We start from the raw sequence: 12,925 nt of genomic DNA, 5'->3' as shown, positions 1-12,925 counted from the left end.
GAGCTTCGGGGGCCTCCAGTGAATACTGGACGACATGGCGTTTGAACTCTAGCGTGAACTGACGTCGAATTTTAAAGCGCATAGCACCTTACCTTCGGTTGTCGGCAAAGTGTCTACAAAACCGGGGGCACACCAGACCAAGCAGAGATGCCGCATAAAAAGGAGGCGCCGCTGCATCGCAACGGCGCCTCAAACGATCGCGGAACGGGTACGGCTAAAAACAGAAAACCCGTCCTCGTGAAGAGGACGGGTAGAAATCTGGCGCGCCCGGGAGGATTCGAACCTCCGACCCCCTGATTCGTAGTCAGGTACTCTATCCAGCTGAGCTACGGGCGCGTATCACGATGTCCGACAAGGACAGAATCGTGTTGGACACGTCATGGAAACGCGAAAGCCCATTGAGAATGACTCATTGAGCTTGTCTAGCGAAGAAGATGGCGCGCCCGGGAGGATTCGAACCTCCGACCCCCTGATTCGTAGTCAGGTACTCTATCCAGCTGAGCTACGGGCGCTTGATCTTCTTGCGGTGCGCGATAATGGCGGAGAGAGAGGGATTCGAACCCTCGATGAGGCTATAAACCCCATACTCCCTTAGCAGGGGAGCGCCTTCAGCCACTCGGCCACCTCTCCTCATCGACACGGCGCGTATCTTACCGTTTCTGAAGGTCATTGTCCAGCGGGACAGAGGATTTTTTCCCGTGCGCCACCTAACAACGCCTTCCTGCCAGGCGAGTTATTCCTCGTGGGTGCCGCCATCCTCCTCGGCCTTTTCGCGCTGGATACGCTGGTAAATCTCTTCACGATGCACGGCAACGTCCTTGGGGGCGTTGACGCCGATGCGGACCTGGTTTCCCTTGACCCCAAGAACGGTCACGGTGATGTCGTCTCCGATCATCAAGGTCTCGCCGACACGGCGGGTCAGGATGAGCATGGCTGATCTCCTTCTCAGGCTTGTTCTGGGCTTCTTGCTCTAGCGGTCTTGCAACGGGATGTGCGCCAGCATGGCGGCAGCGCCTCATTATGTGTCATGACGTCGTCCCTGACCAATGTGCACCGGCCCATGACACCGAGGCTTCCCGTTGAAGGGAAGCCCGACACCGTTCTGCCACGGGATTCCCTACAAGCGTAGAAGGTGTCTACCGCCGGAGACACGCCTTATTCCTTTTCGATATCGCTCTTGTCCAGGCCGAAGGCACTGTGCAGTGCGCGTACCGCCAGCTCCATCTGCTTTTCGTCGATCACCACGGAAATCTTGATCTCGGAGGTGGATACCATGCGGATGTTGATATTTTCTTCGGCCAGCACACGGAACATCTTGGAGGCGACACCCGCGTGGGAGCGCATGCCCACGCCCACCAGCGAGACCTTGGCAATATTGTCGTCACCACGCAGATCACCACCACCCAGCGCCGGAATCACCTGGTCTTCCAGGATGCGCATGGTCTGCTTGTAGTCGCCCTTGGCGACGGTGAAGGTAAAGTCGGTGTAGTCACCCGCCGGCGCGACGTTCTGCACGATCATGTCGACTTCGATGTTGGCATCGGCGATCGGCCCCAGGATCCGGGAAGCCACGCCAGGCACGTCGGGGGTGTTGAGCAGGGTCAGCTTGGCTTCATTGGCGGTAAAGGCGATACCGGAGATCAGCGGTTCTTCCATGGAATCCTCGTCTTGGTCGGAGTCTGCAACGATCAGGGTGCCGGGGCCGTCCTCGAAGCTGGACAGCACGCGCAGCGGAACATTGTATTTCCCGGCGAATTCGACGGCGCGAATCTGCAGGACCTTGGAGCCCAGGCTTGCCAGTTCCAGCATCTCTTCGACGGTGATGCTGTCGAGACGCTGGGCCTTGGAGCAAACACGCGGGTCCGTGGTATAGACACCATCGACATCGGTGTAGATCTGGCATTCATCGGCCTTGAGGGCCGCGGCAAGCGCCACACCGGTGGTATCTGAGCCACCTCGGCCGAGGGTGGTGATGTTGCCCTCCTCGTCGACCCCCTGGAAGCCGGCGACCACGACCACCTGGCCATCGTCCAGGTCCTCCTGCATCTCCTCGGTTTCGATGCGCTGGATACGCGCCTTGGTGTGTGCACTGTCGGTCAGGATGCCGACCTGGGAGCCGGTGTAGGACGTCGCCGGCACGCCAAGCTTGTGCAGCGCCATGGCCAGCAGGGAGATCGTCACCTGCTCGCCGGTGGAGACCAGCATGTCCATCTCGCGAGGCGTGGGCTCGTCGTTGATATCATTGGCCATGCCGATCAGGCGGTTGGTCTCGCCGCTCATGGCTGACACCACCACAACGACCTGATGGCCATTGTCGCGAAAGCCCTTGACCTTCTCGGCTACGGCCTTGATGCGTTCAACGGTGCCTACCGATGTGCCGCCGAACTTCTGTACGTATAGTGCCATCTGCCGTTTTCCCTCGATTGTCGAGCGAGGTTCGCTCGGATGAGTGAAATAGTGTGACTCGCCGAATCGTACCGGCAATGAAATGGGGCCGGTAGCATTATTGCAACCGGCCCCATCAGAGATTATTGAAGCTTGGCCTCGAGCCAGGCGGGCACGCTGTCCAGAGCAGCGGCCAGCGCGGCGACATCGTTGCCGCCAGCCTGAGCCATGTCGGCACGGCCGCCTCCCTTGCCACCTACCTGGGACGCCACGTGATTGACCAGCTCACCGGCTTTCACCCGCGACGTCAGGTCGTCGGTGACACCGGCGATAAGGCTGACCTTGCCAGCGTCCTGATCCCCCACGCCAAGCACGATGATGCCGGAGCCAAGCTTGTTCTTGAGCTGGTCGAGCACACCGCGTAGCTCCTTGCCGGAGACGCCTTCCAGGCGGGCCGACAGCACCTTGACCCCACCGACTTCACGCGCCTCGTCGAGCATGTCGTTGCCGGCGGCACTGGCCAGCTTGGCCTTGAGGCGCTCGAGCTCCTTCTCCAGCCCCCGGTTACGCTCGAGCAAGGCGTCGACGCGCTCCTCGACCTGCTCCGGCTTGGCCTTCAGACGCTCGCCGACGCGGTGAAGCCTGGCCTCCTGCTCGCCAAACCAGGCCAGCGCGCCTTCTCCGGTAATCGCTTCGATACGCCGTACACCACTGGCGATGCCGCTCTCGGCGATGATGTGGAAACAGCCGATGTCACCGCTGCGCGCCACGTGGGTGCCACCGCACAGCTCGATGGAGAAGTCATCGACGCCGATGGTCAGCACGCGCACGTTATCGGCGTACTTGGCCTCGAACAGCGCCGCCGCGCCCTTGGCCTTGGCCTCATCGAGACTCATCTGCTCGACACGGGTCGCGGCGTTCTCGAGAATCTGCTCGTTGACCAGCCGCTCGACCTCGGCCAGCTGTTGCGGGGTCATCGGCTCGAAGTGGCTGAAGTCGAAACGCAGGCGTTCGGCAGTGACCAGCGAGCCTTTCTGCTGCACATGATCACCAAGCACCATGCGCAGCGCCTTGTGCATCAGGTGGGTAGCGGAGTGGTTACGCACCGTGGCGGCTCGCAGGCCGGCATCCACCTGGGGACGCACTTCACCACCGACCTCGAGCTCTCCCTCGACCATCACGCCATGGTGCAGGTGGTGATCACCCTGCTTCTGGGTATCGGTGACCTGGAAACGGCCATTGGCGACGTGCAGGTAGCCGGCATCACCGACCTGCCCACCGGACTCGCCATAGAAGGGCGTGCGGTCGAGCACCACGATGCCCTTGTCGCCCGACGCCAGGGCAGCGCGCTCATTGCCCGCCTCATCGACGATGGCGGTGACGGTGGCGCTGTCCTCCAGGCGGTCATACCCGGTGAAGGCGGTCTGCCCCTCGAGCTCGAGGGCTGCCGTGTAGTCGGCGCCGAACTGACTGGCGGCACGTGCGCGCTCGCGCTGGGCCTCTAGCTCGCGCTTGAAGCCGGCTTCATCAAGGCTCACACCGCGCTCGCGACAGACATCGGCGGTCAAGTCGAATGGGAAACCATAGGTATCGTAGAGCTTGAACACGGTCTCGCCGGGCAGCATATCGCCATCACGTTCGGCCAGCGCCACTTCCAGCAGGCGCATGCCATGATCCAGCGTGCGCGCGAACTGCTCCTCTTCCTTGTGCAACACCCGCTCGATCTGCGCGCGGCCTTCACGCAGCTCTGGGTAGGCATCTCCCATCTCGGCATCCAGCGCCGCCACCAGCTTGTGGAAGAAGGCCCCCTCGGCCCCCAGCTTGTGGCCGTGACGGATCGCCCGACGAATGATCCGGCGCAATACGTAACCCCGCCCTTCATTGGAGGGCAGCACGCCATCGGCAATCAGGAACGCGCAGGAACGGATATGGTCGGCGATCACCCGCAGTGAGGGTGACTGGGTGTCGGCATGACCGGTCGCTTCGGCCGCCGCCGCCAGCAGATTCTGAAACAGGTCGATCTCATAATTCGAATGCACGCCCTGCATCACCGCCGCGACACGCTCCAGCCCCATGCCGGTATCGATGGACGGCTTGGGCAGCGGGTTGAGATTCCCGGCCGCATCGCGATCGAACTGCATGAACACCAGGTTCCAGATCTCGATGTAGCGGTCGCCATCTTCCTCGGGGCTGCCCGGCGGGCCACCCCACACCTCAGGACCGTGGTCGAAGAATATCTCCGAGCAAGGGCCGCAAGGCCCGGTATCGCCCATCTGCCAGAAGTTGTCCTTGGCACCGATGCGCGCGATGCGCTCATGGGGCACACCGATTTCATCGGCCCAGATGTCGTAGGCCTCGTCATCCTCGGTGAACACCGTGACCCATAACTTCTCGGCGGGCAGACCAAGCCGCTCGGTGAGGAACTGCCAAGCGAAACGGATAGCGTCACGCTTGAAGTAATCTCCGAAGCTGAAGTTGCCGAGCATCTCGAAGAAGGTGTGGTGACGCGCCGTATAGCCGACGTTGTCGAGGTCATTGTGCTTGCCCCCGGCCCTCACGCAGCGCTGGGCCGAGGTCGCCCGCACGTAGGGGCGCGGATCCTGCCCCAGGAAGACGTCCTTGAATGGCACCATGCCGGCGTTGGTGAACAGCAGGGTGGCGTCGTTGCCGGGCACCAGCGAGCCCGTCGGCACGATGGTATGGCCCTGCTCTTCAAAGAAGGTCAGAAAGGCCTGTCTGATGTCTGCGCTTTTCATGGGATATCCGTGACGAGAGGCGTGTCGGCCCGGGCTCGGTCAAGGTAGCTGAGGCATGTCGGCGCCGGATTGTGCACGCCAGAACCACCCGCCAACGCCGCCCGGGGCGTTCGCAAAGGGTAACATTATACCTCAGTTGTCAAGGGACTGAAGGGGCTGAAGGGACTGGCCGGCTAGGGGGGTTCTGGGGCCGAGTCCCAGGCGTGCTCCACGGCATGACGCACCTGCTCGAAATCGAACCCCCGCCCGGCCAGAAAACGTTCGCGCCGGGCACGCTCACGCGGTGTGTCGCCAGGGTCGGAAAAGCGCCGGGAGAGAGTCTCAGCGGCAAGCGCGAACCAGTCGACCTCGAGCGACGCCGTCGCCATGGTGGCACGCACCTGCTCATTATCGATTCCACGTCGCGCAAGCTCACCACGAATCTTGAGCGGCCCCTGGCCACGCAGCACGCGAGAGCGCACGAAGCTCTCGGCAAAGCGCGTATCGGACTGCAGGTCGAGCTCGGCCAGCGCATCGAGGCAGGCTGCGATATCCGCCGCCTCGTGGCCTCGCGCGTTCAGACGGGTGGCAAGCTCGGCACGCGAGTACTCGCGCTGCGCCAACAGCCGAATGGCATCGTCACGCGGCGATCGCTTGCCGCTTGCCGCGTCACCACCTGATGCGTCGCTGCCCCACATGATGGCTTACAGCAGGTCGTCTTCGCGATCCGCGTCGGCGGCCACGGCCTCTTCGGGCTCTTCCTTGGACGCCGGGGCGGCAAGCAACTGGCCACGAATCTGGCCTTCTATCTCTTCCATGATCGCCGGATTGTCTTCCAGGAACTGCGCGGCATTGGCCTTGCCCTGGCCGATCTTCTGGCCTTGGTAGCTGTACCAGGCGCCCGCCTTGTCGACCAGCTTGCACTGCACGCCCAGGTCGACCACCTCACCGGCATGGTAGATACCCTTGCCGTAGAGAATCTGGAACTCGGCCTGACGGAACGGTGGCGCCACCTTGTTCTTGACCACCTTGACGCGGGTCTCGTTGCCAGTGACCTCGTCACCTTGCTTCACCGAGCCGGTACGACGGATGTCGAGACGCACGCTGGAGTAGAACTTCAGGGCATTGCCGCCGGTGGTGGTCTCGGGGCTGCCGAACATGACCCCGATCTTCATGCGGATCTGGTTGATGAACACGACCAGACAGTTGGCGTTCTTGATGTTGCCGGTGATCTTGCGCAGCGCCTGGGACATCAAGCGCGCCTGCAGGCCGACATGGGAATCACCCATCTCGCCTTCGATCTCGGCGCGCGGCGTCAATGCCGCCACCGAATCGATCACGATCACGTCAACGCCACCGGAACGCACCAGCATGTCGCAGATCTCGAGCGCCTGCTCACCGGTGTCCGGCTGGGAGACCAGCAGGTCATCCAGATTGACCCCCAGCTTCTCGGCATAGCTCGGGTCGAGGGCGTGTTCGGCGTCGATGAAGGCGCAGGTCTTGCCCTGCTTCTGGGCCTGAGCAATCACCGACAGTGTCAGCGTGGTCTTGCCCGAGGATTCCGGGCCGAAGATCTCGGTCACCCGGCCATACGGCAGGCCACCGATGCCCAAGGCGATATCCAGGCCCAGCGAACCGGTGGATACCGACGGCATCACCACCCGCGGGGCATCGCCCAGGCGCATCACGGTGCCCTTGCCGAACTGACGCTCGATCTGGGAAAGCGCGGCGCTGAGCGCCTTGGAACGGTTGTCGTCCTGAGCCATCACGTGTCTCCTGCTGTGGGGCTAGATTGATAGGCGTAGATGTACGGATTCATGGATATGCTGGTCGTGAAAGTGCTGGTCGTGAAAGTGCCGGTCTACGAACATACCGGCCGACGATGGCCGAGATGGGCACTCAAGAAACGATGTCGGCAGAATACATCGAATATGCACTGTATGGCTAGCCAGTAGTATGGCGAAAGAAGCCAAGCTCGGCCAGCGCGAAATTGACTCAACCGACCGGGGCTTCGGCCTCGACGACGCGAATCAACCCCACCAGCGCTTCGCGCACCGCACGCTCACGCACCGCGCGACGGTCGCCGGGAAAGTGGTGGCACACCGAGGACTGGCGATGCTCATCGCCGAAGGCCAGCCACACGGTGCCGACCGGCTTGTCGTCGCTGCCGCCACCAGGCCCCGCCACACCACTGATCGCCACACCGAGAGACGCGCCGCTGTCGCGACAGGCTCCCGCCACCATGGCCTCGACCACCTCGCTGCTGACCGCGCCATGGGCCTCGATCAGCGCCGTGGGCACACCCAGCAGGCGGGCCTTGGCGGCATTGGAATAGGTGACGTAGCCAGTCTCGAAATAGTCGGAACTGCCAGCCACTGCGGTGATCGCACTCGCCACCCCACCGCCAGTGCAGGACTCGGCGGTAGTAAGTGTCACGCCTTGCTCGCGACAGCGGCGCCCCAGGCGTTCGGCCAGGGTGGCGAGATCGAGATTGGCGAGGCTTGCCGCGGAATGTCCCATGTTGAACTCCTGTACGGGTGGGGGTCGGCGCTCGTCCGCGTGCGCCACGCAGCCAAGACAAGCGCCTGGAACACGTGCGTGGAATATATGCGTAGAATACTGGCTTTGGCCGACCGATGCAGGCAATCCTGGCCTGCCGACCCCGGCCCTGTCATCTCCCGCAAGCGCAAGGAGCCCGCAGCCACCATGACCCAGGCCAGCGCCCAGCATACGCCGATGATGGCCCAGTATCTGAAGATCAAGCGTGAACATCCGGACGTGCTGCTCTTCTACCGCATGGGCGACTTCTACGAACTGTTCTTCGATGACGCCCGCCGTGCCGCCCGGCTGCTCGACATCACCCTGACCCAGCGCGGCCAGTCCGCTGGCAAGCCGATTCCCATGGCCGGCGTACCCTACCACAGCGCCGAGGGCTATCTGGCTCGGCTGGTGGCAGCCGGCGAGTCGGTAGCGATCTGTGAGCAGATCGGCGACCCGGCCACCAGCAAGGGACCGGTGGAGCGTCGCGTGGTACGCATCGTCACCCCCGGCACCCTCTACGACGAGGCGCTGCTGGATGCCCGCCGCGACAACCTGCTGGTGGCGGTGCATGCCGCGGGCCAACGTATCGGCATGGCGTGGCTGGAGCTTTCCAGCGGACGCTTCAGCGTGCTCGAGGTGGAGGGCGAACACGAGATGCTGGCGGAACTTCAGCGCCTCGATCCTGCCGAGTTGCTGGTGGCCGAGAGCCTGTCGCTCCCCCCCACGCTCGAGGGGAGGCGCGGCCTGCGTCGCCAGAGCGACTGGCTGTTCGACCTGGAAGGCGCCACGCGCCTGCTGTGCGATCAGTTCCAGGTCCAGGACCTGCGTGGATTCGGTTGTGCCCATCTGGAGTCCGCCATCACCGCCGCTGGCGTGCTGGTGGAGTACGCCCGCGACACCCAGCGCTCGCGGCTTCCCCATGTCACCGCCATCGGCGTCGAGAGCCGCGATGATACAGTGGTGATCGACGCGGCCAGCCGGCGCAACCTGGAGATCGATACCAACCTCGCCGGGACCCACGACAACACCCTGGCAAGCGTGCTCGACACCAGCGCCACGGCGATGGGCTCGCGGCTGCTCAAGCGCTGGCTGAACCGCCCGCTGCGCGATCGCGACCAGGTACAGGCACGCCAGGCGGCGGTGACATTGCTGATCGACCAGGAAGGCTACGTCGATCTGCGCGAATCGCTCAAGGCCATCGGCGACGTTGAACGCATCCTTGCCCGGGTCGCGCTCTACAGTGCCAGGCCACGCGATCTCGCGCGGCTGCGCGATGCCTTCAACGCCCTGCCGGCACTCGCCGCCGCCCTGGCCGACTATGCCGAGGGCAGCGCGCTGGACGACCTGAAGCGCCATATCCGCCCCTACCCCGAACTCGCCGACACCCTGACCCGCGCGCTGGTCGAGAATCCGCCGGTGGTGATTCGCGACGGTGGCGTGCTTGCCACGGGGTTCGATGCCGAGCTCGACGAGCACCGCGGGCTTGCGGAACATGCCGGCGACTACCTGGTGAGGCTCGAAACCCGTGAGCGCGAGCGCACCGGGCTTGCCGGCCTCAAGGTCGGCTACAACCGGGTCCATGGCTACTACATCGAGATTCCACGTGCCCAGGCCCGCGACGCGCCGGTCGATTACGTGCGCCGCCAGACCCTGAAGAACGCCGAACGCTTCATCATTCCCGAGCTCAAGGAGTTCGAAGACAAGGCGCTGTCCGCCAAGTCCCGCGCCCTGGCGCGCGAAAAGCTGCTCTACGACGGCCTGCTCGACACTCTCAACGGCGAGCTCGATGCCCTTCAGGCAAGCGGCAGAGCCCTGGCAACGCTGGACGTGCTGTGTGCCTTCGCCGAACGCGCCCAGGCACTGGATTTCGTGCGCCCCCGCCTCGCCGACACCCCGGGCATCGCCATCCAGGGAGGACGCCACCCGGTGGTGGAGCAGGTCAGCGACGCTCCCTTCGTGCCCAATGACCTGCGGATGGACGACTCGCGCCGGATGCTGGTGATCACCGGGCCCAACATGGGCGGCAAATCCACCTACATGCGCCAGGCCGCGCTGATCACGCTGCTCGCCCATACCGGCAGCTTCGTGCCCGCCGATGGCGCCGAGATCGGCCCGGTGGATCGTATCTTCACGCGCATCGGCTCCTCGGATGATCTGGCCGGCGGGCGCTCCACCTTCATGGTCGAGATGACCGAAACCGCCAGCATCCTGCACAATGCCAGCGACCAGAGCCTGGTGCTGATGGACGAGATCGGCCGTGGCACCAGCACCTTCGACGGTCTGTCGCTGGCCTGGGCCAGTGCCGAGCACCTGACCCGCAGCCGCGCCTTCACGCTGTTCGCCACCCACTACTTCGAGATGACGGCGCTGGCCGAACAGGCCGAGGGCGTGGCCAACGTGCATCTCACCGCCGCCGAGCACAAGGATGGCATCGTCTTCATGCACCGCGTCGAGGACGGCCCGGCAAGCCAGAGCTATGGCTTGCAGGTGGCCCAGTTGGCCGGCGTACCCCAGGCAGTGATCGCCCGCGCCCGTGAGAAGCTGAGCCAATTGGAACAGCAGGAAATCGATCAGGGAAGCCGTTCCGCGGGCAACACCGACACGGCCATGCCACTGCAGAACGACCTGTTCGCCAGCGCCCCGCATCCCCTGGTGGAGGAATTGGGTAACCTTGCCATGGATGACCTGACACCCCGCCAGGCGCTGGAACTGCTCTACCGCTGGCGGGACGCCTTATAGCGAGGCGTATCGCGAGGCGCGCCGGGGGCAGGCCGAAGAGGAGGTCCTATGCCATGGGTGAGGAGCACTGCTCCGAACGGGCTGGCCATGGATGGCCAGCACCGGTCCTGCAAACGAAGCGGGACGCGAGAGAGAAGCAGGGCATCGGTAGCGCCCAGGGATGGGTTCACAGCGCCTCCTCGCAGGCCTGCCGACGGGTCAGCGCCGAGGCGAAGCAGCCCTACCATCGCTTGCGAGGCCATGAGGCCACGACTAGAATGACCGGATCATCGGCAGACTCAGCATAAAAAAGCTGGCTTTTATAACTTTATCATCACACATCATCGACCGTGGCAACCGCCGGTCAGAGGGAGGAAGAGTGGCATGACATTCGTCGTCACCGAGAACTGCATCAAGTGCAAGTACACCGACTGTGTCGAAGTCTGCCCGGTGGACTGCTTCTACGAAGGACCCAATTTCCTGGTGATCCATCCCGACGAGTGCATCGACTGCGCACTGTGCGAGCCCGAGTGTCCCGCCGAGGCGATCTTCTCGGAAGATGAGCTACCCGATGGCCAGGAACCGTTCATCGAGATCAACGCCGAGCTTGCCGAGGTGTGGCCGAACATCAGCGAAAAGAAGGACCCGCTGCCTGACGCCGAGGAGTGGGATGGCAAGCCGGGCAAGCTCGAGCAGCTGGAGCGCTGAACGAAGCGTAATTCTCCTGGCACGCAAACCAATCTCCGCCCACCAATCTCCGCACACCAATGTCCGCACACCAAGGACGCCGCCGAATGTCTCACACACTCGGCGGCGTCATTTTGTCCGGAGCACAAAAAAAGGCGGCCCGCAGGCCGCCCGCTCCCAGCTATTCCATGGGCGGTTCCCTCCGCCCGACTCCTGTGATGTCTTCCTTGCCCGGAGGCAGCATCCTGCCGCACCTGGCGCATCACCGTAACCATCCCGTTGCTTCCTGCCGGAAACACCCGAACGTCCTGTCCGCCGTGTTTCCTTATCCCGAGTGCATTGTGGCAGAGCTGCGTTGCAGCACAACCCGCTCCATCGCGCTCTCACTGTCGCCATCGGCATACGTCTCCCACAGCAGACACTCAATAAAAATTATAATAATCAATATATTATAAAAAAGACCGATGCCAAGGGCATCGGTCTTCGTATACAGTATTAGCGAATGTCGTCGTGTAGATGTCAGCAATTTCCTACATGACATCGCGCCAAAGACAACAGTGTTCGATTACTGGCCCTTGATGGCCGAACGCCCCGGGTAGCTGACCCGGTCGCCCAGTTCCTGCTCGATCACCAGCAAGCGGTTGTACTTGGCCACACGATCCGAGCGGCTGAGCGAGCCCGTCTTGATCTGTCCGGCAGAGGTGCCCACGGCCAGGTCGGCGATGGTGGTGTCTTCCGTCTCGCCGGAACGGTGAGAAATCACCGCGGTAAAGCCGGCATCCTGGGCCATCTTGATGGCGTCCAGGGTCTCGGTGAGCGAGCCGATCTGGTTGAACTTGATCAGAATGGAGTTGCCGATCTGCTCGTCGATGCCGCGCTTGAGGATCCGGGTATTGGTGACGAACAGGTCATCGCCGACCAGTTGCACCTTGTCGCCCAGCTTGTCGGTCAGGGCCTTCCAGCCGTCCCAGTCGGACTCGTCCATGCCATCCTCGATGGAGACGATCGGGAACTGCTCGCTGAGCTCGGCCAGGTAATCGACGAAACCGGCGGCATCGAACACCTTGCCTTCACCGGACAGGTCGTACTTGCCGTCCTTGTAGAACTCCGATGAGGCGCAGTCGAGCGCCAGGGTCACGTCCTGACCCAAGGTGTATCCGGCGTCGCTGACGGCCTGCTTGATCACTGCCAATGCCTCGGCATTGGAGGAGAGGTTGGGCGCGAAGCCACCCTCGTCACCCACCGAGGTGGCCATCCCGCGGGCGCTGAGCACCTTCTTCAAGGCATGAAAGATCTCGGCCCCCATGCGCAGGCCTTCACGGAAGCTCGGTGCGCCGACCGGCTGCACCATGAACTCCTGAATATCGACGTTGTTGTCGGCATGTTCGCCACCGTTGAGGATATTCATCATCGGCAACGGCATCAGGTACTCGCCCGGCTTGCCATAGAGTTCGGCAATGTGGGCGTAGAGCGGCATGCCCTTGGCGTTGGCGGCTGCCTTGGCCGCGGCCAGAGAGACGGCGAGGATCGCATTGGCGCCAAGCTTGGCCTTGTTGTCGGTGCCATCGAGGGCCAGCATGGCGTCGTCCAGGCCGCGCTGGTCACGCGCATCCATACCCAGCAGGCGCTGGCGAATATCGCCATTGACGGCCTCGACGGCTTTCAGCACGCCTTTGCCCAGGTAGCGGCTCTTGTCGCCGTCACGCAGTTCCAGGGCCTCGCGCGAACCGGTGGAGGCACCACTGGGCGCGCAGGCCACACCCACGGCACCACTCTGCAGGCGGACTTCGGCCTGCACGGTGGGGTTGCCACGCGAATCGAGCACCTCGAGGGCATGGATCTCGACGATCTTGGTCATA

General features: G+C 63.3%; 9 protein-coding genes and 3 tRNA genes. 2 read left to right on the top strand and 10 right to left on the bottom strand.

All coding sequences use genetic code 11. From position 1 onward, the window contains the following. Window positions 1-259 precede the first annotated feature (259 nt). The 9 genes from C6V82_RS14895 to C6V82_RS14855 form a co-directional block, all read right to left on the bottom strand. Window positions 260-336 (bottom strand) — tRNA-Arg (locus C6V82_RS14895). A gap of 99 nt (window positions 337-435) precedes the next feature. Next, window positions 436-512: transfer RNA gene (locus tag C6V82_RS14890), tRNA-Arg, on the bottom strand. A gap of 25 nt (window positions 513-537) precedes the next feature. Further along, window positions 538-630: transfer RNA gene (locus tag C6V82_RS14885), tRNA-Ser, on the bottom strand. 103 nt (window positions 631-733) lie between these two features. Continuing rightward, entirely contained in the window at window positions 734-931 is a 198-nt protein-coding gene (csrA, locus tag C6V82_RS14880; protein WP_102587961.1) for a carbon storage regulator CsrA, read from the bottom strand. Window positions 932-1,155: 224 nt separating this feature from the next. Then, on the bottom strand, window positions 1,156-2,406 hold the full coding sequence (locus C6V82_RS14875) for an aspartate kinase (protein WP_102587962.1): 1,251 nt from the start codon (window positions 2,404-2,406) through the stop codon (window positions 1,156-1,158). Between the two features lie 122 nt (window positions 2,407-2,528). Next, complete coding sequence (alaS, locus tag C6V82_RS14870) at window positions 2,529-5,141, bottom strand: alanine--tRNA ligase (protein WP_102587963.1); 2,613 nt, start codon at window positions 5,139-5,141, stop codon at window positions 2,529-2,531. A 173-nt stretch (window positions 5,142-5,314) separates the two neighbouring features. Beyond that, window positions 5,315-5,818 (bottom strand): regulatory protein RecX, encoded by a 504-nt coding sequence (locus tag C6V82_RS14865; protein ID WP_102587964.1) that lies wholly within the window; start codon window positions 5,816-5,818, stop codon window positions 5,315-5,317. 6 nt (window positions 5,819-5,824) lie between these two features. Beyond that, on the bottom strand, window positions 5,825-6,886 hold the full coding sequence (recA, locus tag C6V82_RS14860; RefSeq protein ID WP_102587965.1) for a recombinase RecA: 1,062 nt from the start codon (window positions 6,884-6,886) through the stop codon (window positions 5,825-5,827). A gap of 229 nt (window positions 6,887-7,115) precedes the next feature. Continuing rightward, window positions 7,116-7,640 carry a CinA family protein gene (locus C6V82_RS14855; RefSeq protein WP_102587966.1) on the bottom strand — a complete coding sequence of 175 codons (525 nt, stop codon included), beginning with the start codon at window positions 7,638-7,640 and terminating at the stop codon, window positions 7,116-7,118. A gap of 186 nt (window positions 7,641-7,826) precedes the next feature. Between C6V82_RS14855 and mutS the strand changes: the two genes are divergently transcribed. Both mutS and fdxA read left to right on the top strand, forming a co-directional pair. Next, window positions 7,827-10,400, top strand: a complete 2,574-nt coding sequence (mutS, locus tag C6V82_RS14850; RefSeq protein WP_102587967.1) for a DNA mismatch repair protein MutS — start codon at window positions 7,827-7,829, stop codon at window positions 10,398-10,400. Window positions 10,401-10,763: 363 nt separating this feature from the next. After that, on the top strand, window positions 10,764-11,087 hold the full coding sequence (fdxA, locus tag C6V82_RS14845) for a ferredoxin FdxA (RefSeq protein WP_023007499.1): 324 nt from the start codon (window positions 10,764-10,766) through the stop codon (window positions 11,085-11,087). A 544-nt stretch (window positions 11,088-11,631) separates the two neighbouring features. Here the strand turns inward: fdxA and eno are convergent. After that, on the bottom strand, window positions 11,632-12,924 hold the full coding sequence (gene eno / locus C6V82_RS14840) for a phosphopyruvate hydratase (RefSeq protein ID WP_102587968.1): 1,293 nt from the start codon (window positions 12,922-12,924) through the stop codon (window positions 11,632-11,634). Window position 12,925 lies beyond the last annotated feature (1 nt).

Source organism: Halomonas urumqiensis (genome assembly GCF_003028575.1).
GTDB classification, from domain to species: domain Bacteria; phylum Pseudomonadota; class Gammaproteobacteria; order Pseudomonadales; family Halomonadaceae; genus Halomonas; species Halomonas urumqiensis.
The sequence above is the reverse complement of the archived record's forward strand: the minus strand, read 5'-3'. Positions and strand labels throughout refer to the sequence as shown.